The sequence below is a fragment of the Vibrio sp. D417a genome (genome assembly GCF_030248595.1).
Classification (GTDB): Bacteria; Pseudomonadota; Gammaproteobacteria; order Enterobacterales; family Vibrionaceae; genus Vibrio; species Vibrio alginolyticus.
In genome coordinates this window covers 459596-485670 of sequence record NZ_JAHGAM010000001.1, presented here as the reverse complement: position 1 = coordinate 485670, position 26075 = coordinate 459596, and the positions used below count along the sequence as shown (strand labels likewise).

The 26075-nt window shown below is 44.5% G+C and carries 23 protein-coding genes; 4 read left to right on the top strand and 19 right to left on the bottom strand.

Annotated features, from left to right (window positions below; genetic code table 11):
* Window positions 1-211: 211 nt before the first annotated feature.
* From KI742_RS02160 to KI742_RS02120, 9 genes are all read right to left on the bottom strand, one after another.
* Entirely contained in the window at window positions 212-808 is a 597-nt protein-coding gene (locus tag KI742_RS02160) for a methyltransferase domain-containing protein (protein WP_017820352.1), read from the bottom strand.
* A 136-nt stretch (window positions 809-944) separates the two neighbouring features.
* Window positions 945-2147, bottom strand: coding sequence for a phenylacetate--CoA ligase family protein (locus KI742_RS02155; protein ID WP_285384914.1), 1203 nt, complete (start codon window positions 2145-2147; stop codon window positions 945-947).
* A 9-nt stretch (window positions 2148-2156) separates the two neighbouring features.
* Entirely contained in the window at window positions 2157-2978 is an 822-nt protein-coding gene (locus tag KI742_RS02150; RefSeq protein ID WP_005373283.1) for an ABC transporter ATP-binding protein, read from the bottom strand.
* Window positions 2979-3058: 80 nt separating this feature from the next.
* Window positions 3059-4303: an ABC transporter substrate-binding protein gene (locus KI742_RS02145; protein WP_005373285.1), complete on the bottom strand. Its 1245-nt coding sequence runs from the start codon at window positions 4301-4303 to the stop codon at window positions 3059-3061.
* Between the two features lie 45 nt (window positions 4304-4348).
* The gene (locus tag KI742_RS02140) at window positions 4349-5416 is read right to left on the bottom strand and encodes a branched-chain amino acid ABC transporter permease (RefSeq protein WP_005382737.1); all 1068 of its coding nucleotides are present in this window, start codon (window positions 5414-5416) and stop codon (window positions 4349-4351) included.
* 11 nt (window positions 5417-5427) lie between these two features.
* Window positions 5428-6321: a branched-chain amino acid ABC transporter permease gene (locus KI742_RS02135; protein WP_005373295.1), complete on the bottom strand. Its 894-nt coding sequence runs from the start codon at window positions 6319-6321 to the stop codon at window positions 5428-5430.
* Entirely contained in the window at window positions 6321-8273 is a 1953-nt protein-coding gene (locus tag KI742_RS02130; protein WP_005382741.1) for a long-chain fatty acid--CoA ligase, read from the bottom strand. Before KI742_RS02130 ends, KI742_RS02135 begins: the two co-directional genes overlap by 1 nt.
* Window positions 8273-9073 (bottom strand): ABC transporter ATP-binding protein, encoded by an 801-nt coding sequence (locus tag KI742_RS02125; protein WP_005373297.1) that lies wholly within the window; start codon window positions 9071-9073, stop codon window positions 8273-8275. Before KI742_RS02125 ends, KI742_RS02130 begins: the two co-directional genes overlap by 1 nt.
* 242 nt (window positions 9074-9315) lie before the next feature.
* On the bottom strand, window positions 9316-10953 hold the full coding sequence (locus KI742_RS02120) for an electron transfer flavoprotein-ubiquinone oxidoreductase (protein WP_053304706.1): 1638 nt from the start codon (window positions 10951-10953) through the stop codon (window positions 9316-9318).
* Between the two features lie 155 nt (window positions 10954-11108).
* Between KI742_RS02120 and KI742_RS02115 the strand changes: the two genes are divergently transcribed.
* The 3 genes from KI742_RS02115 (at window position 11109) to KI742_RS02105 (ending at window position 14901) form a co-directional block, all read left to right on the top strand.
* A complete protein-coding gene (locus KI742_RS02115) occupies window positions 11109-11861 on the top strand; it encodes an electron transfer flavoprotein subunit beta/FixA family protein (protein WP_042523555.1) in 753 nt (250 codons plus the stop codon).
* Window positions 11858-12784 (top strand): electron transfer flavoprotein subunit alpha/FixB family protein, encoded by a 927-nt coding sequence (locus KI742_RS02110; RefSeq protein ID WP_285384915.1) that lies wholly within the window; start codon window positions 11858-11860, stop codon window positions 12782-12784. The genes KI742_RS02115 and KI742_RS02110 overlap by 4 nt, the downstream gene beginning before the upstream one ends.
* 86 nt (window positions 12785-12870) lie before the next feature.
* A complete protein-coding gene (locus KI742_RS02105) occupies window positions 12871-14901 on the top strand; it encodes an acetoacetate--CoA ligase (protein ID WP_285384916.1) in 2031 nt (676 codons plus the stop codon).
* Window positions 14902-15079: 178 nt separating this feature from the next.
* On the opposite strand, the gene KI742_RS02100 is transcribed toward KI742_RS02105, so the two are convergent.
* Both KI742_RS02100 and KI742_RS02095 read right to left on the bottom strand, forming a co-directional pair.
* On the bottom strand, window positions 15080-16630 hold the full coding sequence (locus KI742_RS02100) for an alpha-glucoside-specific PTS transporter subunit IIBC (protein ID WP_285384917.1): 1551 nt from the start codon (window positions 16628-16630) through the stop codon (window positions 15080-15082).
* Between the two features lie 55 nt (window positions 16631-16685).
* Window positions 16686-18014: a 6-phospho-alpha-glucosidase gene (locus KI742_RS02095; protein WP_005373308.1), complete on the bottom strand. Its 1329-nt coding sequence runs from the start codon at window positions 18012-18014 to the stop codon at window positions 16686-16688.
* Between the two features lie 180 nt (window positions 18015-18194).
* On the opposite strand from KI742_RS02095, the gene KI742_RS02090 reads away from it, so the two are divergent.
* Complete coding sequence (locus tag KI742_RS02090; RefSeq protein WP_054730587.1) at window positions 18195-18902, top strand: GntR family transcriptional regulator; 708 nt, start codon at window positions 18195-18197, stop codon at window positions 18900-18902.
* A 19-nt stretch (window positions 18903-18921) separates the two neighbouring features.
* Here KI742_RS02090 and mnhG read toward each other — a convergent pair whose 3' ends face one another.
* The 8 genes from mnhG to KI742_RS02050 form a co-directional block, all read right to left on the bottom strand.
* Window positions 18922-19215 carry a monovalent cation/H(+) antiporter subunit G gene (gene mnhG, locus KI742_RS02085; RefSeq protein ID WP_005373314.1) on the bottom strand — a complete coding sequence of 98 codons (294 nt, stop codon included), beginning with the start codon at window positions 19213-19215 and terminating at the stop codon, window positions 18922-18924.
* Window positions 19215-19493, bottom strand: coding sequence for a cation:proton antiporter (locus tag KI742_RS02080; protein WP_005373317.1), 279 nt, complete (start codon window positions 19491-19493; stop codon window positions 19215-19217). The genes mnhG and KI742_RS02080 overlap by 1 nt, the downstream gene beginning before the upstream one ends.
* Window positions 19486-19962, bottom strand: a complete 477-nt coding sequence (locus KI742_RS02075) for a Na+/H+ antiporter subunit E (protein ID WP_104976188.1) — start codon at window positions 19960-19962, stop codon at window positions 19486-19488. Before KI742_RS02075 ends, KI742_RS02080 begins: the two co-directional genes overlap by 8 nt.
* The gene (locus KI742_RS02070) at window positions 19959-21455 is read right to left on the bottom strand and encodes a Na+/H+ antiporter subunit D (protein WP_239932194.1); all 1497 of its coding nucleotides are present in this window, start codon (window positions 21453-21455) and stop codon (window positions 19959-19961) included. The genes KI742_RS02075 and KI742_RS02070 overlap by 4 nt, the downstream gene beginning before the upstream one ends.
* Window positions 21452-21805, bottom strand: coding sequence for a Na+/H+ antiporter subunit C (locus KI742_RS02065; protein WP_017633704.1), 354 nt, complete (start codon window positions 21803-21805; stop codon window positions 21452-21454). The genes KI742_RS02070 and KI742_RS02065 overlap by 4 nt, the downstream gene beginning before the upstream one ends.
* The gene (mbhE, locus tag KI742_RS02060; protein WP_262639750.1) at window positions 21805-24474 is read right to left on the bottom strand and encodes a hydrogen gas-evolving membrane-bound hydrogenase subunit E; all 2670 of its coding nucleotides are present in this window, start codon (window positions 24472-24474) and stop codon (window positions 21805-21807) included. Before mbhE ends, KI742_RS02065 begins: the two co-directional genes overlap by 1 nt.
* 164 nt (window positions 24475-24638) lie before the next feature.
* On the bottom strand, window positions 24639-24830 hold the full coding sequence (locus tag KI742_RS02055) for a hypothetical protein (protein ID WP_082245536.1): 192 nt from the start codon (window positions 24828-24830) through the stop codon (window positions 24639-24641).
* Window positions 24831-24939: 109 nt separating this feature from the next.
* The gene (locus KI742_RS02050; RefSeq protein WP_262642847.1) at window positions 24940-25875 is read right to left on the bottom strand and encodes a universal stress protein; all 936 of its coding nucleotides are present in this window, start codon (window positions 25873-25875) and stop codon (window positions 24940-24942) included.
* Window positions 25876-26075: the final 200 nt, after the last annotated feature.

The following is a 26075-nucleotide window of genomic DNA, read 5'->3' as shown; positions in this document are numbered from 1 at the left end:
CACACAACCCATGCCAGCAATAAACTCAACCACTCAACCGCTGTTAGAGATATCTCAACAACTTAAACCAGCAACGAGAAATTAATGTTTCACACAAACCGACAAACTATGTGAGCATTCCATCAGGTATAGAGTGAAGACTTATGTATCAGCGATTCACAAAGAACCAGACAGTTTCCGCGAATACTTTCTAAAGAAGTCTCAGTGACGACTAACGTTTCTGCCACACCATCCATTGCTCTCTGCCTTTAAAAACCTCAACACTGTTTACCACCACTGAGGATTCCACAAGTTCAAACGTGGGCTCTAGAAAAGATGCCAGTTCCCCACTTCTCAAACAAAATGGAGGGAAGCGTGATAGGTAATTATCATCAATGACGAAAAAACCAATTAGAAAACCTCCGCTTGGCAATAATTTATCCACCATAGCAAAGTATTCTGACCACATGTCTCTTGGTAGTGCTGCGAGAAAGGCCCGCTCGTAAATGACATCAAACGAGTGAGAAAAATCGGCATTAAATACATCACCCAATACGACTTTATCTTTGTAGTTACCTAACGCTGATTGCGCCATTTTTACCGCTTCTTGGCTGTAATCCATCGCGATCACGTCATGCCCATATTGAATAAAAGTGCTCAGTTCATAAGCGGCACCACACCCAGGAATAAACACTGACTGGCCTACATGAAGTGAATTGTCGAGATAGTCCTTGAGTTCTTGAGGTGTCGATTGGGCATCCCAAGGCATAGTGCCTCGGATAAACAAATCATCCCAGAATTGTGTGTTAATCATTGGTGCCTGTTTCATTTACCCGCTCCCTGATTGCGGTAGTAAAAAATAAAGGGATACGCAGCGCAATGTGGTATCCCTTTTCTAGCCTTTTGTCTGACGTTGTTAGTTTTTTATGACAACCACTTTCTACTGCACTTATGCCACCAATGAGTTAACTGCGAAGATCATTGATTAACGGCTGCTCCACTTGGTTCGGTACAAACTGGACATTGCCTTTCAGTTTAGTGACTGACTGTAGTGTTGCTTGAATGTCCTCTGCTGATACATGCACATCATGACAACAAAAAGTAATGGCATCGTTGAAGCCATCGCGCTCAATTTTCAAGGAGCCTTTAATATCGTGGCGACGACAGACTTCTTGGATTTGATGCGGATAAACAAACAGCCCTTTTACTTTCACCGCGGAGTCTGCTCGTCCCATCCAGCCCTTAATTCGTGCATTCGTGCGTGAAGAATCAGAACTTGTCTCTAGATATGCCGATAAATCTCCCGTTGCGTAGCGAATCAGCGGGAACTTCTCATCGAGCGACGTTACAACGACTTCACCGACTTCTCCCGGTTGTACAGGAACACCATCAGGATCAACGATTTCAACAATAATATCTTCGGCAATCACTAATCCTTGTTCACCAGACACTTGATAAGCAATCAAACCAAGCTCTGCACTTGCGTAGGCTTGAAAGACTGCAATGCCTTTTTCCTCAAACATCTGTTGCATGCCTGCTGTAACCGCTTCACCAGAGACCAGAGCTTTCTCAAAGCTAGGCAGCTCATTGTATTTCTCTTGGTACTTTTGTAGCAACGTCAGCAAATAAGAAGGTGTGCCAGTGTAACCATTAGGTTGAAGCTGTTTAATTGCCTCTATTTGCGCTTCGGTATTGCCTACTCCAGCCGGAAATACCGCACAGCCACAAGCCCTTGCGCCACCATCCATAATAAATCCGCCAGGAGAGAAATGGTAAGAGAGCGTGTTATGCACTAAATCACCCGCACAGAACCCAGCAGCGTGAAACGCGCGCCCCATACGCCAGAAATCGGCCTCATCCGTTTGAGCCTCATATAAAGGCCCAGGAGACTGAAAAACACGCGCCATTTGACCAATGGCAACGCTATTTAAGCCACCAAACGGCGGTTTAAGTTGCTGCTGATTAGGTACATTGAACTTACGTGTAATCGGGAACTGAGCAAGCCCTTCACGATTGTTTGCCAATGTAGGCTCTAACCCAGAAAAATGCGCCGCGTAATGTTCGCTATTGACTTTCGAATTTTCAATCAACGTTGGCAGACGTTGAAACAACGACTCTTCTCGCGCCTGTAGAGACAACGATTCTTTCGCATCAAATAGTTCGTTCATCCTTGCTCCTTACAACCAACGCTTACGACGTTTGTAAGATTTCAGATTCTTAAAGCTCTTGCGATCTTCATCGCCGCCGCCAAGGTAGAATTCTTTTACGTCTTCATTGTTTAGCAATTCGTGCTTGCTGCCATCTAGTACGATTTTGCCTGATTCCATGATGTAACCGTAATCGGCCGCTTGAAGAGCGAAGTTGGCATTCTGTTCAACCAAAAGCATGGTAATACCTTGCTCTTTGTTGATCTTGTTAATAATGCTGAATACTTCTTTAACTAGCAGTGGAGAAAGCCCCATAGACGGTTCGTCCAACAAAATCATCTTCGGTCGAGCCATTAACGCTCGGCCAATCGCTAACATTTGTTGCTCACCGCCAGACAAATAGCCCGCCAGGCCAGTGCGCTCTTTGAGTCGCGGGAAATAGTCAAACACCATTTCGATGTCTTGTTCAACTTCGTTGTCAGTGCGTGTATAAGCGCCTAAGCGAAGATTTTCTATTACCGTCATATCTTCAACAATTCGGCGCCCTTCCATAACTTGGAAGATGCCCGAACGGACGATCTCTTCCGGGCTTTTGTTGTCTATACGCTCGCCCATGAAGTTGATTTCGCCGCGCGTCACTTCACCATCTTCGGTTTTCAATAAACCAGAAATGGCTTTCAACGTTGTGGATTTACCCGCACCGTTGGCCCCCAGTAAGGTCACAATCTGCCCTTTTGGAACTTCTAAACTCACACCGCGAAGTACTAGTATTACTTCGTCGTAGACGACTTCAATGTTGTTCACTGAAAGCAGTATTTCTGCCGGTTCGATATTCGTTGCTAATTCAGCCATCAAGCTACTCCTTGCTAGGGTGAGAGTGTTCTCTCACCCATCCTTATTTTCAGTAAGCTTTGTTATTAATAAGTCGTAGATTAGTAACCTAGCCAATCGTCACGACGTGACAATGTCACCTGTGATACTTTCTTGATATCAACTGCGCCGCCATCGTTGTTGCCCATAAAGACGTTCACGGTTGTTGTGCCTCGGTGATCTTCCGGTTTCCAGTTCGCAGGGACACAAACACCTTCTAAGCCTTGTGGTACCCAGTTGTCATGGACATACATGCCCTTCTTGATGTTTTCACCTGTGATGCCACCATTATCTTTCGCCCACTCCATCGCTTCTTTCATATAGAACGCAGAACAGATACCGCGAATGTAATGGTGAGTTCTGAATTCGCCCGGCTCTGATTCAGACTGCTTAGAAATCTCACGAACCAGCTTCATGCCTTCGTTATCGTCTCCCCAAAACGCCGTCATACCTGGGAAAACGTAATCTTTAAGGCCATCGCCTGCTGCTTCAAGCACTGGCTTGTCGCCGCCCCAAATGTTTGCCATGTACTGGAACTCTGTCCCAACCGTGTTACAAGACTTCACTAGTGAGATAACCGAGCTACCGATATTGGCAATGTAACCGTAGTTGGTGCCTGACTCTTTCAGCGACAAACATTGCGCTTTAAAGTCCCCTGGTTTTAGTGACACAACGACTGGGTTTTGCACATCAAAACCAAGCTCTTTGGCGTACTCTGCACACGCTTCTTTTGGCGCATTCGGGAATGGATGGTTATCGCCAATGTGCGTAAATTTCGGCGCACCTTGATTGCCCTTAGATTCCCAATCTTCTTTCGCCCACTTAACTAGCGCACGGCACGCATCTGAGTACGACGCACCATAAAAGAAATTATAAGGCGCTGGTTTCGCGGTTTTTGGGTTTTTGCCAGTTGGGTCAGTTAAGTGACCAGAGTAAGAAGCAGAGAACACCGGCACTTTGTCTTTGGTAACAAACGAAATAAGCGCTTCGGTATCCGCCGTACCCCAACCTTGCAGCGCAACCATGTCTTTACGCGCAACCCAACGTTTATAGTTAGAAATCGCCACTGGTACTTTGTACGCCATGTCTACTGTTTCAAATTCGAGCTCGGTACCGTTAATGCCACCGTTTTGGTTAATCCAACGCAATGCGTCTCGCACGCCAGAACCATAAGGCTTGCTCACATAGGCAGTTGGTCCAGAAAAGTCGACTAATTGCCCGACAAACACAGAATCTTTTGCCCAAGTTGCGGTAGTAAACAGTGCAGATGACAGCACCAACGTTGTCGCTAAATGTCCTTTGTTCATAACTCGTTGTCCTTGTTATTGAGGTATATTCCACTTAATTCCACGTTAATATGAGAACGGATAGTGTTTCCAATATGCTCGAATCTGTTGCCAGCGATGCGATAATCCTTGAGGTTCGAAAATGAGGAACAGCATGATGACTAAACCAATCGCCATCTCTTTGAAGTAAGCCAGACCATCAGTGAAAGCGGTGGTATCACCAAACGCTGAAAGCCCCGTTACGCCAAACTCTAAAACTTCAGGCAGCAGTACGATAAATATCGTACCCATCAGCGTACCTTTGACTGAGCCTAAGCCACCAATGATGATCATGGCCAAAAACTGGATAGACATCATGATGGTGAAACCTTCTGCTGATACAAACCCTAGATAATGTCCGTAGAGTGCACCCCCGATGCCCGCATAGAATGCACACACTCCAAATGAGAGCAGACGATACTTGGTTAGGTTGATGCCCATGATCTCTGCTGACAGATAGTGATCTCGTACTGAGACAAACGCGCGACCGTCACGAGAACGGATTAAGTTTGATGCCCACATATACATGAAGATCAGCGCAAACAGAGCGATATAGAAGAAGCTTTCGTCAGTCGTAAACTCAAAGCCAAACAAATTAATTGGGTTCGCGCTTGCACCGTATGAGCCGCCACTGAACCAATCTGCGCGAGCAAAGAAGTCCTCTAGAATAAACTGCGCCGCCAACGTTGCGATAGCTAGGTATAAACCTTTAATTCGAGCCGCTGGCAGACCAAACAGCATCCCCACAATCATGGTTAAGTAACCCGCGAGCGGAATCGCAAACACGACTGGAATGTTAAACTGGTTATTTAGCCAAGCCGATGCAAAGGCGCCAAAGCCAAAGAACGCACCGTGACCTAGCGAGATTTGTCCGGTAAAACCAACCAAAATGTTTAAGCCCAATGCCGCGATACCGAGGTATGCAATCTGAATAAACAGGTTTAGGAAGTAAATATCCAAGACCAGCGGTGCTGCCAGCATGGCGATGACACCAGCAATCGCAAGGCTTCTGATGGTTTTGGTTTCAAAAATTGGCGTATCGCTTTTGTATGTGGTTCGAAAATCCCCACATGGGCGCATGCTAAGTTGAGCCATGTTATTTCTCCTTAAATACGCTCAATATCTTTGGTACCAAACAGGCCATATGGCTTGAAGGCAAGAATGATTAACAGCACATAGAATGGTGCGATGTTGTATAAGTTACCCACTTGCAGGTATTGGCTATCAAAAAACTCAGCCAAGTTTTCTAGCACCCCGATGGTAATACCACCGACAATTGCGCCGACTACCGAATCTAAGCCACCTAAAATAACGGCTGGGAAAACTTTGATACCAATAATGGATAGCGCGTCAGATACGCCGTTAACGATACCGATAACAATCCCTGCTGTTGCAGATACCATTGCCGAAATAGCCCAACTGATGGCGAACACTTTCTTGATGGAAATGCCAAGACTCTGGGCTACTTGCTGGTTGAATGCCGTTGCGCGCATTGCCAGACCCATTTTGCTGAATTTGAAGAACCAGTAGAACGCGCCCATGATGAGCATTGAGAAGATCAAGCTCAGAATGTAAGCAAACTCAACATTCAAACCTCCGATATTCACCACGTTGGTTTCGAACACTTGCGGGTACGAAACAGCCGAGACGCCGAATATCCACTTCATCAGCGCTTGGAAAAACATCGATAGACCGATGGTCACCATGATCACAGAGATAATCGGTTCACCAATCAACGGTCTGAGCACAATGGTTTGCACGGCGATACCAAAAATCATCATGAACGCGAGCGTGAGTAAAAAGCCGATAAAAAACGGTAACTGTAGGTGTACCAATGCCGCCCAACATACCCATGCGCCAATCAACAGGAACTCACCCTGAGCAAAGTTGACCACCTGGGTCGATTTGTAAATCAATACAAAGCACATGGCGACAACGCCATACAACATGCCAACGATCACGCCATTAATGACGAGTTGCAGTAATAAATCCGTATTCACTATGCGATCCTCCGTTGTTCGCTATCCACTAGTGTTGGCTCATGCTCAATAAGCGTTTCAATAACTAGCGACGTTTGAATGCGTGTTTTAGTGCCATCTTGATAAGTGATCACTGTATCGACATCGACTTTTGGATCGTCGCTGTAGATGGTTTCGATGATGTCTCCGTATTTCTCTGCAACCACACCACGGCGTACTTTACGTGTGCGAGTTAGCTCTCCATCGTCGGCATCCAACTCTTTGTAAAGTAGAATGAATTTACTGATCTTCTGTGCATCCGGTAGGGATTCGTTCACTTTTTGAACTTCTTCACGAATCGCTTGGTACACTTCTGGTTGAGCAGATAAGTTGGTGTAGTTGGTAAATGCCAAGCCGCGTTGCTCTGCCCACTTCGCGACGATCGCATAGCGAATACAGATGATGGCAGACAGCCAAGGTCGACCTTTACCTACCACCACGGCTTCTGCAATAAACGGCGAGAACTTGAGTTTGTTTTCGATAAACTGTGGCGAATAACGGTCGCCATGGCTGGTTTCCGACATATCTTTCAGACGATCAATCACCACCAAGTGACCGGAATCTTTAAAATAGCCCGCATCGCCTGTGTGCATCCAACCATCTTGAACATCTTCATCATATGCTGCTTGGTTGTTTAAGTAGCCAGTAAACATGCCTGTACTTTTCGCGATGATTTCACCAACGCCATTGCTGTCTGGGTTGATGACTTTCACTTCTGCATTATCAAACGCAACACCAACGGAATCGTAATCCACATCATCCGCTTGGTGCACGGTGTATGCGCCACACATTTCGGTCTGACCATAAAGCTGCTTAAGTGGCACACCAATAGCTTGTAGGTAACGGAAAGTGTCAGGCCCCATCGCCGCGCCGCCCGTTGCAGCAGATGTTAGGTTCGAAAAGCCTAAACGGTCTCGCAAAGCACGCAAAAGAATCCATTCGGCGAGTTTAGAACGTTTGCCCTGCTCTAACGCTTTGTTGGCTAAGCTCATGCCCAGTTTGTACATCTTTTGCTTAAACGGTGTCGAATCCATCATTCGTGCAGACACGTCTGCCACAATGTTTTCCCACACACGTGGCGCTAACAGCACAAAGTTTGGACCGATTTCACGCAAGTCGGACATCATGGTTTCTTGTTCTTCCACAAAGTTAACGATTTGACGAGAAATCAACGCCTGACCAACCACGTAAACCTGCTCCATAATCCAAGGCAAAGGCAGAACAGAAACGTAGTTGTCGCCTGGGGAACGAGGGTCTGCACGCAAGTAAGCCGCACAGTGATCCAAGAACGTGCCACTGTGTAGCTGAGCCAATTTTGGTTTAGAAGTCGTACCCGACGTTGTACAAAGAATTGAAAGATCGCTGCCTTTGGTTTCAACAACCATATTGAGATATTTGTCTGGGTCCGCTTTATCAATCAGCTGACCTTTTTTGTAGACCTGTTCAACATCAATCAATCTTGGATCATCGTATTTACGCATTCCACGAGGATCGCAGTAAATAATGTATTCAACGCTAGGAATTTCATCACCAAGCTCAAGCAGCTTGTCGCATTGCTCTTCATCTTCGGCAATCACGACTTTTGCTTTGGCATAGTTGATAAGGTACGCCACCTCTTCGTGCATAGAATCTTGATAGATGCCCAGCGAGAAACCTTTGATCGCATGTGCCGCTAACTCGCCCCATACCCATTCCGGGCGGTTATCACCTAACAAACCAACGACATCTTGCTCACCAATACCCAAATCTTGTAGTGCCAGTGCCATCCACTTGACGCGGTTTTCGTAATCCTTCCAAGTGAACTCTCGCCATATACCAAACTCCTTTTCACGCATTGCGACTTGTTCGGGCCAGTTCTTGGCATTGTGTTGCAACACTTTTGGAAAGGTATCTAAGCGGGTTATATCTGCCCAATCATTATGTTGCTGTGCCATTATGCACTCTCCTCTAATGTCGGTAGCTCTTCGCCTAAGTACGCTTGTTTCACATGTGGGTTGGCCATCACTTCTTCAGGCTCACCTGTAGCAATGTGTTTCCCGAAATCCAAAACCAAAACGCGATTAGAGATGTCCATGACCACGCCCATGTCGTGCTCAATCATGATGATCGTGATATCTAATTCTTCATTCAGATCCATGATGTAACGTGCCATGTCTTCCTTTTCTTCCAAGTTCATACCTGCCATTGGTTCATCAAGCAGCAGTAACTTAGGTTTTAAGGCAATGGCACGAGCAAGCTCTACACGCTTACGTAAGCCGTAAGATAGGGTGCCTGCAGTCGCTTTTCGGATGTGCTGGATTTCTAGAAAATCGATCACGTCTTCCACATATTTGCGGTGCGCCATCTCTTCTTTCTGCGCATTAGAGAACCAATAGAGTGGCCCCGTGACGAAGTTGTTTTTTAGTAGGTGGTGTCGGCCAACCATGATGTTGTCCAGTACCGACATGTGAGAAAAGAGCGCTAAGTTTTGGAAGGTTCTTCCCAACCCTAACTCAGCTCGTTGGCTAGGTGTCCGTTTAGTTACATCATCTCCAGCGAAGATTACAGAGCCTTTGTTTGGTGTGTATCGACCAGAGATGCAATTGAGCATTGAGGTTTTACCTGCACCGTTTGGGCCAATGATTGAAAAAATTTCCTTTTCATTCACATGGAAGCTCACGTCAGTTAAAGCTTTCACCCCACCAAAAGCCAATGAAATATCGTTTACCTGCAACAGAGGCGATTCCGATACCATAGTTGATCTCCCTTTCGTTATTTTAAGTGCGTTCCATTGAGCACTATTTGATCAAACCTAACTTTGATACTGGTAACCGCTTTTACACCTATGCATCAACTTTGCATTCAGTTTACGTAAACGTCAATTTAAAATCAGAATAGTGCCTGAAAGATTAAGTTGCAATCGAGTTCATCGAGAAAGATTTGAACTAACGCAAACTTTAAGTAAATAAATTGTTAATAAAAATTATTCTCAAACGCTTACATATTTGGATAGTTCGGACCACCACCACCTTCTGGCGGAGTCCAGGTAATATTTTGACTTGGATCTTTGATGTCGCAGGTCTTACAGTGGATACAGTTGGCCGCATTTATTTGAAGCTCTGGCTGCTGCTCCCCCTGTACGATTTCATACACGCCAGCCGGACAATAGCGCTGTGCTGGCTCTGCATATAATTCAAGGTTCTGCTCAATAGGGATCCGCTGGTTCTCCAGTCGTAAGTGGCATGGTTGATCTTCCTCATGGAAGATATTGGATAGATAAACGGAAGAGAGGCGATCGAAACTTAACACGCCATCAGGCTTCGGATAGACAATTTCATTGCTGTTTTCCGCCAATAACAGAGACTGATGATCAGGCTTATCACAGCGGATATGCCACTTAGCTTTACCTTTTAACACGTTATGTTCCAGCAGCGCTAAACCACCGCCCAGCCACGATCCAAAGCGGTGGATTCCACTTGAGAAGTTACGTGCTTGATAAAGCTCTTCATACAGCCAAGACTGTTTGAAATGCTTTTGATAATCAGCAGTAACTGACTGACTCTCAAGGGCTTCACATACTGCTTCAGCGGCAAGCATTCCAGATTTTATTGCGGTGTGTGTGCCTTTGATTTTAGCGCCGTTAAGTGTTCCTGCATCACAGCCAATTAACAAGCCACCAGCAAACTGCTGCGTGGGAAGCGAATGAAAGCCGCCCTTGGTAATCGCTCTCGCGCCATAGCTAATACGCTTCCCATTTTTGAGGTATTGCTCAATCAACGGGTGGTGTTTAAAACGTTGAAACTCATCAAATGGACTCAAGTGCGGATTCTTATAATTCAAGTCAACAATCAACCCGACGGCAACTTGGTTTCCCTCTAAATGGTAGAGATAACTGCCACCTGTAGCTTCATTTGATAACGGCCAACCTAATCCGTGCACTACTAAACCTTGCTGATGCTGCTCTGATGGGATTTCCCACAGCTCTTTAAAACCGATAGCGTAGTGTTGAGGCGTTTTCTCTTCAGCAAGATTAAATCGGTTAATCAACTGCTTACCAATATGCCCCCGTGCGCCTTCAGCAAATAAAGTAAACTTCGCTCGCAGTTCAATACCAGGTTCGAAATTTCCTTTTTGTTCACCATTTTTATCTAATCCCATATCGCCCGTGATCACGCCACAAACACGACTATCTTCATCGATGATCGCTTGACTGGCGGTAAAACCTGGGTAGACCTCCACCCCCAAGTTCTCAGCCTGCAACGCCATCCATCGGCATAGACTGCCCAAACTTATGATGTAATTACCTTTGTTATGTAACGTATTAGGCACCGCCCAAGACGGCAGTTCATGACCATTGATGTCATTGCCTAGATAGTAGGTTTTATCTTGGTTTACTTTGGTATTGAGCGGAGCGCCTTTCTCTTCCCAGTCGGGAAAAAGCTCATCCAAACTCCGCGTTTCAAACACCGCACCCGATAAAATATGCGCTCCAACTTCAGAACCTTTTTCTACCACGCAAACAGAGAGGTCTTGTTTTTTTTCTGCTGCTAATTGTTTGATTCGGCATGCCGCAGACAAACCTGCGGGACCAGCGCCTACAATCAGAACATCAAATTCCATGCAGTCTCTTTCCATGATTGCATTCCTTTTTCTTTGCATGTTGCCAACTTGTTAATCAACAATATATTTAAAGTTGACGCAAACGTAAAGGTAAATTAACATCATTTTAAAGACGTCATCACATCGTCTTCACTGTAAACACATAGTCTTCACTGTAAAAGGAATCTAACGTGAAAATACTAGTGCCAATCAAAAGGGTCATTGATCCCTACGTTAAAGTTCGCGTGAAAGCGGACCATAGCGATGTTGAAACCAATAACGTCAAGATGACGATTAATCCATTTTGCGAAATAGCCGTTGAAGAAGCCGTACGACTAAAGGAGCAAGGTATTGCAGATGAAGTCATCGTTGTCAGTGCTGGCGGTAGCCAGTGTCAGGAGCAACTACGTACCGCGCTTGCATTAGGCGCCGATCGCGCTATTCATGTCGATACTGAAGACAAAATAGAGCCATTAGTTGTTGCTAAGCTGCTCAAAGCTCTAGTTGAGCAAGAACAAGCACAGCTTGTGATTACGGGTAAACAATCCATTGATACGGACAACAACCAAGTGGCTCAGATGCTGGCCGCCCTACTTGACTGGCCTCAAGCAACTTTCGCTTCCGACGTGAAGATTGAAGATCAAAAAGTTCAGGTCGTGAGAGAAGTGGACGGCGGCTTGATGACGGTCGCGATGAACTTACCTGCGGTGATCAGTACTGACTTACGCCTGAATGAACCGCGTTTTGCCTCTTTGCCTAATATCATGAAAGCTAAGCGCAAGCCGTTAGATACCATCACACCTGACAGTCTGGGTGTTGAAGTGGTATTTAGCCAAACCATTCAAGAAATCACACCGCCAGCGCAAAGAAAAGGTGGCATCAAGGTTGAATCTGTCTCAGAGCTTCTCGATAAGCTGCGTAACGAAGCGAAGGTGATTTCATGAAGAACTTAATCATAGCAGAGCATGACAATAACCAATTGCATGCGGACACACTCAAAGTGGTTAATGCAGCAAAACAAGTCAGCCAAGACAATGTTTTGATCGTAGTGGGCCACCAGTGTGAAGAAGTCGCTCAACAAGCTTGTCGCGTTGATGGTATATCAAACGTAATTTGTGTCGATGATGAGCAACTTAAGCATCAATTTGCCGAGAGTATCGCACCTATTGTAGTGAGTGTTGCTGAAGGTTTTGACGCAATCTGGGCTAGCTCATCATCAAAAGGGAAAGATCTTGCACCGCGAGTAGCAGCGAAGTTCGGCGTTGGGCAAATTTCCGATATTGTCCAAGTTATCGATGAAAACACTTTTATCCGCCCTATTTACGCAGGAAACGCATTTGCCAAAGTGACCACCAGCGACAAGGTTCGCGTCATCACCGTGCGCGCGTCTGCGTTTGAGCCGGTTACTTGTCACAACCAAGCTGATATTAAGCATCAGCAGGTCACTATCTCAGCTCCAATGATTGAATTGGTTTCTGTCGATAAAACCGTGTCAGAACGTCCTGAATTAAGCGCGGCAGAGGTGGTTGTGTCAGGTGGACGCGGGGTCGGTAGCAAAGAGAACTTCGCGTTGATCGAACAAGTTGCCGATAAACTAGGTGCTGCCATTGGCGCTTCTCGCGCGGCGGTTGATGCCGGGTTTGTTGCCAACGACTTACAAGTGGGTCAAACCGGTAAAATCGTTGCACCTAAGCTTTATATAGCGGTTGGGATTTCCGGTGCCATCCAGCATCTTGCAGGAATGAAGGAATCCAAAGTGATTGTCGCGATCAACAAAGATCCAGAATCTCCTATCTTTGAAGTTGCCGACTATGGATTGGTTGGTGATTTATTCGAGGTACTACCTCAGCTTGCCGAACAACTTTAAACGATCAGATAAGGGGCGAACACTGCTATGTTCGCCCCTTTATTTTGTTTTGGTCATATTCAAAAGAATTGAAATTAGAGGGACCTATGCCAAAATCTGCACCTATTTGGTCACCATCTGCTGAGCGCGTCAGCAATAGCAACTTATTACGGTTCATCGAAAAGGTTAATAAAGACAAAGCCGAACGTACCGTAATCAACAATTACACGTTTCTACACAAGTGGTCCATTGAGCACAATGATGAATTTTGGCGACATACTTGGCAGTTTTGCAACGTAATCGGAGATATAGGTTCGCAAATCAAGAGCCTTGGCAGTCCCAAATGGACACAAACAGGTTCTAATCATCATCATGTAAATAGAGACACAGTATGGTTTGCTGACGCCACGCTGAACTACGCAGAGAACCTCCTATCTCAGGCTGAACAATCACCAGAGCGTGAGTTTATTGTTTTTAGCAATGAAAGCGGTGAACACCGACAACTCACCGGTAAACAGTTGCTTGAACAAGTTTCTGCCATTCAACAATGGCTACTCAATTGTGGTGTCGGTAAAGGCGATGTCGTTGCGGGTTATTTGCCCTACCTTCCTGAAACCGTTATAGCCATGTTGGCTACTACAAGCCTTGGCGCTATTTGGACTTCAACCTCTCCTGATTTTGGTATCGATAGCGTCGTAGAGCGTTTTGGTCAGGTTAAGCCGAAAGTTCTTTTTTGCTGTGATGGCTACCAGTTCGGAGGCAAAGCTTTCGATATGACGGACAAGAACACCACTCTTAGTAGTAAGTTAAGCAGTGCCTCCGAAGAGACTACTATTAGCGTATGCCAAATCGAATATTTACAAAACGCTAAGAGAGCTACCACTTCTGACTTTGTCTCTTGGTCCGATATTACTCACCACTTTTCTCCACAATCAATTCAATATCAACCAATGCTGTTTAATGACCCGTTATTCATTTTGTATTCTTCTGGTACAACAGGTCAACCTAAGTGTATTGTCCATTCCGCAGGCGGTACCTTGCTCAATCACCTCAAAGAACATCAACTGCATTGCGACATCAAATCGCAAGACAAGGTTTTCTACTACACAACATGTGGTTGGATGATGTGGAACTGGCATGTTTCCGCTCTTGCGAGTGGTGCAGCCTTAGTGATTTACGACGGTAGTCCGGTTTACCCTGATCACTCCGTCTTATGGCAATTAGCAGAAGAACATAGCGTGTCGCTGTTTGGTACTTCAGCGAAATACTTAGAAGCACTGGAACAGGCAAACTGCTCTCCAAAACTAGAACATAACCTGAAGTCACTCAAAACTCTTTGCTCAACTGGTTCGGTGCTTTACCCAGAACAATTTAGTTATGTCTATCAGCACATCAAGCAGGACTTGCATCTCGCTTCTATCGCTGGCGGCACGGATATTTGCGGATGCTTTGTACTGGGAAACCCTATCTCACCAGTTTACAAAGGTGAATGCCAAGGCGCAGGGCTGGGAATCGACGCACGTGTTCTAGAGGATGATGGACATACTATTACGCAAAAACGCGGCGAACTGACTTGTAATAACTCGCTACCTAACTTCCCTATTGGCTTCTGGCACGACAACGGCGAACGTTATCACAACGCTTATTGGAGCAAGTTTACCGATATCTGGCACCATGGCGACGATGTGATGCAAACCGAACATGGCGGCTTTATTTTTTATGGCCGTAGTGACGCAACCTTAAATCCAGGCGGCGTACGCATCGGTACCGCTGAAATCTATCAGAAAGTGAACGCGTTACCCGAGGTTGAAGACTCCATCGCTGTCGGCAAGTTAAACCAGCAGTCTGAAGAAATCTGGTTACTAGTAAAACTCGCTCACAACGTCGAGTTAACCCAACAACTCACCGATTCAATTCGCCAAACATTGAAAACAAAATGTTCACCGCGCCATGTCCCACGACAAATTTTTGCTATCAGTGATATTCCTAAAACGCGCTCAGGCAAATTGGTTGAGCTAGCAGTGAAACAATTGGTAAACGGACAAGCTGTAAAAAACATTGGTGCTATTGCTAACCCAGAAGTGCTGGAAGAAATTAAAACGCTTTTCAACATAGAAAGTGGCGCCACTGTCACTTAGAGACTCAACAAGTCTTCCAACAATACAGACGGGTATAACCTAACTGTATTTTTAGCTCGCTCAATAACTCCTCCCCACTTTCGTGGAAACTGCGCGAAATATGCTTCATGTACACAAAAAAGGTGAGATAATTCTATCTCACCTTTGAGCCATATGAGCTGGAGCATTAGTTTGGGGGTTAAGCTTTTATCAGTTGGCTCATATCTTCGCGAACTTGTGGCACCGTTAAACCAACGATGATTTGAAGGCTCTCTTGATTTCTAACAATATTCACCGCTCCGTGCTGTGTGAAAAATGCGTTCTCCTTTACAAGAGAGACATCTTTAACTTTAACACGCAAACGCGTCGCGCAATTAGTTAACAATTCAATGTTTTCTTTTCCACCCAGACCTTCAATAAAGGCACTAGCTTGTGACGGACTTGCGCTACTGTTATGGACCGCTTTCGCTTCTTTGTAGTCAGCTTTGGAATACAACTTACTATCTGCACCTTCACGTCCCGGAGTAAGTATGTTGTATTTTAAAATAAGCGCGCGAAACGTAACAAAGTAAACACCAGTAAACATGAGACCAATAATAATCTGAATCACGTATGTTCCTGCATGGTTACCAGCCAAAGGCAACCAGTTTTGGAAAATGAAGTCTATCAAGCCAGTCTGAAAGTTACCGGAAACACCAAACATAAAGGCGATCGTTGCCATTGTCGCAGATAACAACGCATGCAAAGCAAACAGCGCAGGTGCGATAAATAAGAATGTAAACTCTATTGGTTCGGTGATCCCTGTAAGAATTGCTGTGATTGCGGCTCCGAGCACTAACCCCATCACCATCTTTTTATTTTCTTTTTTCGCAACTGAATAGAGTGCTAGTGCGATACCCGTACAACCAAACACTTTACCCATTCCCGTCAACATCAAACCACCCTGAGGAAATTGTGTCGTTAAACTTTCCGAGTTCTGGGCGAATGTCTGTATATTTTGAATCCAATAGGCAACCGTTCCGCCATCGACTGCAACTGGCCCATAAAAAACGGGACCATATACGAAATGATGCAACCCCGTTGGTATCATGATTCGCTCTAAAAACGTAAATAGCCATACCCCTAACGATCCAGCAGAAACCAAAAATGATTGCAGATTATTAATACCATGCTGAATACTTGGCCAAGTCAAACAAGTTAGAATTGCCATCACGACCATAATTGGGAAGCTAATGATCACAACCAATGGCGTTCCGCCAAATACAGCCGCCCAATCCGGTAGCTTTTTATCAAAGAATCGGTTGTGAACCCAAACAGAGAGACTTGCAATTAAAATCGCACCTAGCAAGTTGGTATCAAGCGTTAGAATGCCACCAACTTCAGTCAAGCCTCGCTCACCTTCCGTATAGTTAACGCCCAGTTCTGGCCCCCAAAATTGAAGGATTCCACCAATAACGTAGTTATACGTAATGTAGGAAACAAGTGTTGCAAGTACAGCGCGACCAGATGCTTTTTTAGCTAAAGCGATAGGTAACCCAACGGCAAAAATAAGTGCCATATTTTTAAATACAGCGAGTGATGCCTGTAAAATGATCGTCGAGACTTTAACCCAAGCACTCCCCTCTAGTGCCCAAGGAAACACTTCTTGATTTAACAGCACAACAGAGAAACCCAATAACATGCCCGCTGCTGGAAATAATAGAACGGGTACAAACATCGCGGCTCCGAACCTTTGAATAATGTCTTTCATATAAACCTCTTGTTTCATTCACGGAGCCTACAAGTAGGCCCCGAACGTCCAGTTGTTATTGAAAAAATTGAGGAAGGTAGGCTTTATTTTCTTCTAGTAATTGTTTTGTTATTTCTTTAGCTTTTGGCACATTAACCACGGTACGGTTAAGTGTGAGTGCATTAATCAGCTTTTGCTGACTTCCTTCGTACCAAGCATCCACGACTAATTTCTCGTAACCAAGTTGGCTTTCAATCATTGCTTTTTGGAAGGTTGGGATTTTTCCTACAGTAAAAGCTTTCGGTCCATCACTAGTTAGCGCAGCTGGAACTTCTACCATGGCGTCATTTTGTAAATTTGTAATAGCACCATTATTCGGTACGATGACGAGATACACATCGCTCAAGTTGTAGGCTAGCGAAGCCGCGACTCTCACCATGTATCGACCATGGATATCGGCATGCAGTGTTTCGTGCTTCGTGGTGCCCGCTTCAATTATTCTTGCGTTCAATTCGAACACTCGTTTCTCACGGCCGTTAATTACCTGCCTTGCACGAGTATTATTGATATCCTCTTTCGCCACCATTTTTTCAGGGTACAAATAGTATTGAAGATACGTATTCGGCAAAAACTCTGGATTATCAGCAAGCATTGTTCTCATGTTTTTGAATGTGGCTTGCCACGATGGGTCATCCGCTATTTCCGCATCAACCGCACTGATCCCTTCTTTTAGGATGATATTTTTAATTTTGTCCGTTAAGTCTTCACCCTGTTTGTTACGAATTTTGGTAAACCAGCCATAGTGATTAAGCCCAAAATATTCAGGAACGAAGTCCCAAATTTCACATCCTAACAATTGCGCATAGCTGACCATAATCGCTGCTGGCATATCACAGATATTTAGAATTCGCTTATCATGCGGAAATTCACGATTTAAAGCTTCAGCGACAATTGCCGCCGGGTTGGTGTAATTAAGAATCCACGCATCTGGACACGTTTGTCGGATCTCGTTCACTAGCTGGATCATGTCGCCGATAGAGCGAAGTCCATATGCCATTCCTCCCGCGCCACATGTCTCTTGCCCAACACAAGAGTTGGATAGCGGGATTTGTTCATCGCGCTCGCGCATGGCCAACCCACCAGTGCGGATCTGGATAAAGAAAAAGTCCGAATCTGCGAATGCGACAGATTTATCCGTTGTATAAACAAACTCTTCAACTTCTGGATAGTGTTCTCGCAATAGAATTTCAGTAGCTAATGCATTCGATTCTTGGCGTTTCTCATCTATGTCGTAAAACACGACTTTTGCGAGTGGAAAGTTATCTTTTTCGGCAATAAGGCTGTTCATCATACCAAGTGTGTATGTACTGCCAGCACCAACAATCGTTAATTTTTGACGTTTCATTTCGCTACCTCAAATGTTTATCCTGAAAATGTATAAAATAAGTATTAATACTTTTATGATACATTTAAAGTATAAGCACAAAGATACGAGATAAAAATCACACAAAGATCCTAAGGAAAAGTATTAACTACATCTCAGATCACATTCTTGCTATCATGATCCAAGACTTAGCGAGGTATTATGAAACCCAAATACATAGACATTGCGGAACGATTAGAAAAAAAGATCAAAGATGGGGAACTACAACCGAAATCGATGCTTCCAAAAGAGAGTGATTTGCAAGAAGAGTTTTCCGTAAGCCGCGTAACCATCAGAAAAAGCTTACAAATTCTGGTCGACAATAATTTAATTAGTCGGACAAGAGGTAGTGGAACTTATGTAAACGATCTAAAAGCCCAACATGATGCCTTACATTTGCTGGGTTTTATCGAGGAAGTCAGTAAACAGGGGAAAACGCCTAGCTCTCAAGTCATAAAGTTCGAACTTAAAAAGCCGAATGAGCAGGTTGCTAAGCAGTTAAATCTCTCGCCCAATGATGATACATATGAAATACATAGACTCAGATGTATTAATGATGAGCCTGAAATTTACGAAGTCACTCATATGCCAGCAATGTTATTTCCAGACTTGAGCATAGCCATAATGAATGGTTCTAAATATGAGTACATTGAAAATAGCAAAGGATTGAAAATTGCGAAAAGCAGTCAGTCTGTCAAACCGTACTTGTTAGATGCAGAGACGGCCTCATACCTGAATGAATCAGAAGCTTCCCCTATTCTAAAAGTTGAGTCCACTGGTTACCTAGAAGATGGTCGTGCATTTGAATATACCGTCAATTACTTCCGACTTCATCAATACAGCTTCGAGTTTATTTCAACTAGGGCGTAGTACTATTCGACGCTAATGGTTAATCATTACGCCAAATCTTATATCCGACCTCTCGCATTGCTCTGCCGAGCAGGTGGGAGGCGACTGGCGCAGTGAGAACGATAAACAACATCGTACCGATAACCCGAGAGATCACGGTAACTTCAGGGAGTGAGAAAGCGACCGCTAATAACAAGCAGCTCACTCCGACAGTTCCAGCTTTGGTCGCTGCATGCATTCGGGTATACAAATCAGGAAGCCTCAGGACACCTAGACTTGCAACCAAGGTCAACAATGTTCCTAAGCATAAAAATAGTCCAATCAACACGTCCATTATTCTTTCTCCTTTCTTTTAACGATCAAACGTGCAAATGCGATCGTGCCGAGAAATGCAACCAAACCTAATGTAATGGCAATATCTAACAGAGCGTCCTCACCGCTGTCTAAGGTGTAAACCGTAATAAATCCGATAGTGATAAATGAAATCAGATCTAACGCCACAACTCGATCAGCTAGCGTTGGTCCTAGAATTAAACGAGCAAAAGCCATAACAAAGCTGAGTAGTAGCCCAGAATAGGCAAAAGTGACCGTTATTTGCAGCCAACTATCCACGCGTCACCTCCAAAATTCGATGCTCTAACCCATCTTTAATTCCGCGAATAACCTCTTCATGTTCAGGTGCAAACATGGCATGAACGATAAGATACTTTTTATCAGCCGTAACATCCAAACTAAGCGTGCCCGGTGTTAAAGAAACCATGTTCGCCAGTAATGTGATTTCTAGATCAGAATCGACCTCCAGAGGGACATAAACGATATCAGGCTGACTCAAATGAGTAGGTGTCACAACGTCCCACACCACTTTCGCAACCGATATAACCATTTCATAAGCGAAGTACATCAATAACTTCAATGCAGATGCAAAACGTTGAAAATAGCTCGTTTTCAATCCAAATGGTTGACTCAACCTTAAAGCAAAAAAACCGACCGTAAATCCGACAACAAAATTCAGACTCGAATAGCTGCCATTAAGCATCATCCACGCTAACGCTAAGAAAAAATTGAGGAATAGATAGATCATGTATTTCCTCCTAACACCACTCTGATGTATTCAGTCGGATTTAACAGTTGTTCTGCAGCTTGAACGGAAAATTGATAAAAAGGCTCCGCCACTAAGCCAATGATTAGCGTCAACGTCGTCAATACAATAATTGGAACGCAGTACAACCAATGTGCTTTGGCCTGCAGAGTCTGTTCTGGCTTCTCTCTAAATGGCTTTTTCCAAAATGCCTCACTCCAAATTTTCGTCATCGAGTAGACAGTAAGCAACCCCACCAATAACGCGGTACCTGCTAACCAGTAATATTCAGCCTGTATGCTCGACTTGATGACCAATAGCTTTCCCCAGAAACCCGATAGCGGTGGAAAACCGGCCAGAGAAAACGCAGGCACAAGAAACAAGAACGCCAACCAAGGCATAGCTTTATATACCCCACCCAAATGTTCAAGTTGACTAGAGCCATATTTGCGCTCGATGAATCCACCTATTAAGAACAAATTCGCTTTTACAATGATGTGATGAACAATGTAGAAAATGGCACCGGCTAAAGCTAAGGGAGTGTAAATAGCCAACCCCATGATCATATAGCCTATTTGGCTAATAATATGAAAAGAAAGAATTTTCTTAATGTCGAATTGGCTAGCCGCTCCTAAAACGCCCGTTAACATGGTTAGCCCTGCGACCCAAATTAACGTCGGTTGCCAGCCACTCTCGGCGAGCGGAAATACTAAGGTGAAGACTCTTATCAACGCGTATACACCGACTTTAGTAAGCAACGCGGCAAACAGTGCCACCACACCGCTTGGCAACGTGTGATAAGAAGCGGGCAACCAAGCAAATAAAGGAAAGAGTGCCGCTTTAATAGAGAAGGCAAACAAAAATAGCGCGGACAGCATCATGTTGATGCTCAATTCATTTTCCGCAACTTTGGTGTAGAGATCGGCCAAGTTCAAGGTGCCCGTTGCGCCATACAATAAACCGATAGCAAGTAAAAATACCAGCGTCGAAATCAGGTTCAACATCACGTACTTTACTGCACCATCAACTTGAGTTTTCGTTGCATCTAACACCATTAAACCAAATGATGAAATGAGCATGACCTCAAACCAAACATACAGATTAAAAATATCTCCAGTCAGGAAAGCGCCATAAACGCCAGCAAGCAACACGTGCATTAGCGCATGGTAATTGCTATAGGAGGGCTTTCGGTGAAGGTCCGCCATCGCGTAGAAAACACATATCGCACCAATCACCGCCGTTATCATCACCATAGCAACGCTGAGGTAATCTGCGACAAACACGATACCAAATGGCGCACTCCACTGACCAAAAGCAACGGCTTGAATACCATTATTTATGATGTTTTCTGTGAGAAAGCCCGCAACGAAAAGGTTCGAAATCGCACTTACACCGCTCAACCACTCAACACTTTTTGTTGAGCGACGGACGAAGAAGATAGTCAACGCCGTACTCAGCGATAGAACAACCGGTAACGTAAGCAAAATCGAACTCATTGACCCTCCTCAGAACGTTGCATTTCATCGACGTTTGCAGTTCCAGTGTCTTTATAAGCTCGATAGAACAGCATTAAAGCAAAAATAAGTAGTCCAAAACCGATGACTATCGCAGTTAAGATAAGCGCTTGAGGTAAAGGATTTGCCGCGCTATCTGGTGGTAAAAGAGCATTATCGCCAATCAATGGCGGTTCTCCGGGCGTCAGCCTCCCAGCGGTAAAAATAGCAAGGTTAACCGCACTACTGAGTAACATGATGCCGAACAAAAGGCGCAAGATATGCTTTTCAAGCATTAAATAAACACCTGCTGCGACAAATACTCCAACGACAACACTCCAGACTATTTCCATCACTCTAGCTCCTCATTAATACGAAGCAGCATACCCATCACGCCACCTATAACAGCAAGGTAAACACCAACATCAAAAACCAATGGCGTCCCTAGTGGTATAACATCCTTCCACCACAGTCCGGTCAAAAACGGTTTATCAAACGCAAAGCTCAAAGCACCAGAAACTAAGCTCAATGCGATGCCAGATAACGCAATGAGAAACGGTTTGAAATACAACCTAGAACGAACGTATTTCGGTGATTCCGCGAACATGAGAAGTGATAAACCAATAACGGCAATCAACGCACCAATAAAGCCACCACCCGGTTCATTATGACCACGTAACAACAGATACACTGAAAATACGAGCATGAGTGCCGAAACGATGTGTGCCGTGGTTGCAAAAATTAATGATTGGATACGATTTTGCTTTTTCGCTCTTGTCTTAAGCAAACTCACTGCCGCAATCCCTGCAATAACAACGACGACAACTTCTCCCAATGTATCAAATGCGCGAAAGTCGACCAGAATAACGTTAACAATGTTTCGCCCATGTCCACCCGGGACACTGTTTTCTGCAAAGAAATCTGACACCGAAGAGTCCATCGGCTGAGACGTGATTCCTAACAAAAGTAAAGTAACCGAAACACCTATCACACCTGCTATGCAAATATTCGCTACTTTACGTTTTATTGAATGCTTGGGCACGGTGGCTAGACGCGGCATATGACGCATTAACAATGCAAGAAAGACCACCATTAATGTTTCCACTAACAGTAAAGTCTTCGCAACGTCCGGGGCGCTATAAATCATAAAAACAAGCGTAGTCATGAAGCCAATCATACCAAGCGCAGAAATCGCAAGAAGTCTTGCGTGGGACAACGTACATACGAGCGCAGCACCAATCAACAATAAGGCAATACCAATCTCATAGAAAGTGACACTTGAAAGTTCGCCAACCAAAGGCAGAGGAATAAGCGCTACCTGACTCAGTAACGCAACGGCAAGTACCGTGAAAAATAATAGGACATAGCGACTCAATTTCTTTTGCTGTAACCGCGCCGTTTGCCACTTCGCCACTATCATCATGCCATCTAATAGTCGTTCAAAAATATTCTCCGCTTTGGGGACGAATAGATGTAGCCGCTGAAAAAATGCAGACACAGCTGGATAAACACGGTACACCACACACCCCAACGCTAGCGTAATAACGCTTAACACTAACGGTACATTCACGCCATGCCATAGTGATGTCTCTTTAAGAGCTGCTGTGGGCAGAATGTCAGCAGAGCCCGGAAAAATAATATTGCGATCTAACCAATTTAAACCGAATAACGGGACCAGGAGACTGCCAAGTGCCAAGAGCAAAGGCGAGATCCACATGGCTTTTTTTGTCTCAACTGGCTTAGTTTCAATCGGCACGAGATCACGGCGAGCAAAGAATGGTCTCGCAATAAGCATAATGGTTAGCGCGACCATCAGTATATTCACGATTAATAGTACAAAGGCGATCCAGTTATTGAGCTCTACTGCGGACTTGTACATGTATTCTTTGCTCAAAAAGCCTAACAACGGCGGGAACCCCGCTTTAGACAATGCAGCCAAACTCCCCGCAACCATGCTGATGACGAGCACTGACTTCAGACCGTACAATTGATCAATATCTCGTGTTCCTGTCGCTTTGTCGATATTACCCACCACCATAAACAGCGCAGCTTTATAGAAAGAGTGAGCGAGAATAAACATCAATACTGCACTAACGGCCAAATCTGTGCCCATACCTAGTAATAATGTTAATTTACCCAAAGCAACATTCGTGCTGTAGGCTAGCATCAGCTTCAAGTCAGTTTGTTTTAATGCGACAAATGTGCACCAAATGGCAGTGATACTCCCTGTGATGACTAAAGCATAAAACCAGATCTCGCTGTGGGCATAAACTGGCGATAAACGTGCTAATAGGTAAATGCCTGCCTTTACCATTGTTGCCGAGTGTAAATACGCACTGACCGGAGTGGGAGCTGCCATCGCGTTAGGTAGCCAAAAATGAAACGGGAATTGCGCAGATTTAGTAAATGCACCGAGTAGTATGAGCACTAGAGATGGGATAAACCATTCATGCTGCGCAATAGTGTCTGCCTGCTCGATAATGGTATTTAGCTCATAACTCCCTGCCATTGCTCCCAGCAAGATAAGACCAGCTAGCAACGCTAGCCCACCAGCACCGGTAACAATCAGCGACTGCAAGGCGTTTTTCCGAGACGTTTTACTTTCGTGATTAAACCCGATCAGTAAGTAAGAAGTGATGGTGGTGAGTTCCCAGAAAACAAATAACAACAGAATGTTATCGCTCATCACAATCCCTAGCATGGCAAGCATGAATAGGGTTAGATACAAATGAAAGGAAAACCGGCTATCACTTTCTCGTAAATAAGCCAACACGTAGATTTGAATCAGTGCGCCAATCCCACTGATCAGTCCCGCAAAAAGAAATGAAAGACCATCTAATCTAAAGCTAAGGTTGATATCGAGGCTTGGTATCCATTCCGCATTCCAGCTCACGCCTGCAGGAGTATAGATATAGAAGAGAAAAGAGAAGATTAAAACTGGCAGCGCAGGGAAAATCAGTAAGACCAACTGATTATCTAGGTTTTTCGGCAGGTTTTCTTTACCCGTTATGTTATTCAACATCGCAGCCCATTCGTTATTATAAGAAGGTACGCGCTATTCGGCGCAAATGACAAACTCCACTGTATTGTTTTAGCCCAAGCGCTTCAAAAACGATCATGAAACTAAGGGAAAAGTAGCAAACAGTAATCACTGAGTGCTACTTAGAGGAACGCCGATACAAACCGCTATTTGCTGTCTGCTACGGCATAAGAACGTAGGTCACTACTTACATATTCTTGGCTGAATGTATATGGATTATCGTCATCAGCTAACTCGAATGCATCGTAGGTGCAGTCACCGATATCATTTCTCGGACAAACATAAACATTCGAACGTTCTATCATTTCTGTGTGGCATTTCGGGCATAGGTTTTTCATGTCACTCTCCTCTGATAACTTATTGATACATTGATAATTCCATGTTCTAGAGATCCATCTCCCTCCTTTACCTAAAACATCACTTAAACCCAACTTTGTTACACCCCAATTACTGAATCGGTGAGACAAAACCATCGGGCTTAAGAGCGACCAAACTACAGTTAATCGATTGCAAAATATTTTCAGCCGTATTACCAATGACATAGCCAGATATACCAGTTCTCGCTAAGGTTCCCATTACCAGCACGTCTACCTCAATACTCTCTACGTAATCTGGAATCTTTTCGTCGGGTTTTCCATGCAGGTGGTGAATCACAATTTCACCTGTAATCCCAGACTCCTCCAACAGCTGTTGCAGAGCTTGTTTATGATCGGCTTTTGCTTTGTTGAGTTCATGTTTCAACTCAGCATCATCGACTTGAATCCAAGCGTTACCATTAAGGTAGTTTTCTAAGTAATACTCCCAGCAAGAAATCACGTGTAAACGACTATCGCAGGTGTCGGCTATCGAACGCGATAATTCGAGTAAACGCACGGCTAATGAGTGCTGTTCATCGCTTGCCGTTAATGGGTCGATAGCCACAGCAACACGGCGCTTATCTCTTGGCTTATCAATTGGTCGGTGCAACCAAAGCGGACAAGGGCATTTTCGTAACAGAGTCATATCAATAGCTTTGAAACCCTCAGCACCTTCACCGAGCGGTTCAGCTTCTTTGATGATGAGATCTTTGTTATCAGCTAATGCTTCTTGAATAATACAGACAGCGGGCTTTTCACTGCTTTTCACAGTAAGAGGAAATGCGAGATCCTCTTCAGAGAGTCCCAGCTTCTGTCTGTATTCGTGAATACTTTGTTTGAGGGAGTCTTGCAGCGATTGCTCATAACTTTGCTGATACTGGATCATGTCTGTTGGGAAATCAGGACACGCTATTAGCCCTGAGACAGGCACTTTGTTGCTAGATGCAATCCTCATCGCTTGTTCGAGGGCGTCACTATGGCCTGGCAATCCTTGTGTTGCAAAAAGTATGTTTGCGAATCGTTTCATACACACCTCCTTGTTTGGTTAAATATTAACCACCCACAAAGTATAATACCTAACGGATAATTGTAACGGCTTGTGACGTTGATGAAATCAATTCTCATTAAGAGACGGGTATTGCTTCACTTGGTTTTACGTCACACTCTCCTTTCATCACAACTGCCGCCTTCTGACCTAAATAAATTCCGCTACCTAAAATTGAGACC

Excerpts from the sequence above, each read along its gene's own strand:
- KI742_RS02160 (WP_017820352.1), bottom strand. The coding sequence starts at position 808 with ATGAAACAGGCACCAATGATTAACACACAATTCTGGGATGATTTGTTT.
- KI742_RS02155 (WP_285384914.1), bottom strand. The coding sequence starts at position 2,147 with ATGAACGAACTATTTGATGCGAAAGAATCGTTGTCTCTACAGGCGCGA.
- KI742_RS02150 (WP_005373283.1), bottom strand. The coding sequence starts at position 2,978 with ATGGCTGAATTAGCAACGAATATCGAACCGGCAGAAATACTGCTTTCA.
- KI742_RS02145 (WP_005373285.1), bottom strand. The coding sequence starts at position 4,303 with ATGAACAAAGGACATTTAGCGACAACGTTGGTGCTGTCATCTGCACTG.
- KI742_RS02140 (WP_005382737.1), bottom strand. The coding sequence starts at position 5,416 with ATGGCTCAACTTAGCATGCGCCCATGTGGGGATTTTCGAACCACATAC.
- KI742_RS02130 (WP_005382741.1), bottom strand. The coding sequence starts at position 8,273 with ATGGCACAGCAACATAATGATTGGGCAGATATAACCCGCTTAGATACC.
- KI742_RS02125 (WP_005373297.1), bottom strand. The coding sequence starts at position 9,073 with ATGGTATCGGAATCGCCTCTGTTGCAGGTAAACGATATTTCATTGGCT.
- KI742_RS02120 (WP_053304706.1), bottom strand. The coding sequence starts at position 10,953 with ATGGAAAGAGACTGCATGGAATTTGATGTTCTGATTGTAGGCGCTGGT.
- KI742_RS02110 (WP_285384915.1), top strand. The coding sequence starts at position 11,858 with ATGAAGAACTTAATCATAGCAGAGCATGACAATAACCAATTGCATGCG.
- KI742_RS02105 (WP_285384916.1), top strand. The coding sequence starts at position 12,871 with ATGCCAAAATCTGCACCTATTTGGTCACCATCTGCTGAGCGCGTCAGC.
- KI742_RS02100 (WP_285384917.1), bottom strand. The coding sequence starts at position 16,630 with ATGAAAGACATTATTCAAAGGTTCGGAGCCGCGATGTTTGTACCCGTT.
- KI742_RS02095 (WP_005373308.1), bottom strand. The coding sequence starts at position 18,014 with ATGAAACGTCAAAAATTAACGATTGTTGGTGCTGGCAGTACATACACA.
- KI742_RS02090 (WP_054730587.1), top strand. The coding sequence starts at position 18,195 with ATGAAACCCAAATACATAGACATTGCGGAACGATTAGAAAAAAAGATC.
- mnhG (WP_005373314.1), bottom strand. The coding sequence starts at position 19,215 with ATGGACGTGTTGATTGGACTATTTTTATGCTTAGGAACATTGTTGACC.
- KI742_RS02075 (WP_104976188.1), bottom strand. The coding sequence starts at position 19,962 with ATGATCTATCTATTCCTCAATTTTTTCTTAGCGTTAGCGTGGATGATG.
- KI742_RS02070 (WP_239932194.1), bottom strand. The coding sequence starts at position 21,455 with ATGAGTTCGATTTTGCTTACGTTACCGGTTGTTCTATCGCTGAGTACG.
- KI742_RS02065 (WP_017633704.1), bottom strand. The coding sequence starts at position 21,805 with ATGGAAATAGTCTGGAGTGTTGTCGTTGGAGTATTTGTCGCAGCAGGT.
- mbhE (WP_262639750.1), bottom strand. The coding sequence starts at position 24,474 with ATGTTGAATAACATAACGGGTAAAGAAAACCTGCCGAAAAACCTAGAT.
- KI742_RS02055 (WP_082245536.1), bottom strand. The coding sequence starts at position 24,830 with ATGAAAAACCTATGCCCGAAATGCCACACAGAAATGATAGAACGTTCG.
- KI742_RS02050 (WP_262642847.1), bottom strand. The coding sequence starts at position 25,875 with ATGAAACGATTCGCAAACATACTTTTTGCAACACAAGGATTGCCAGGC.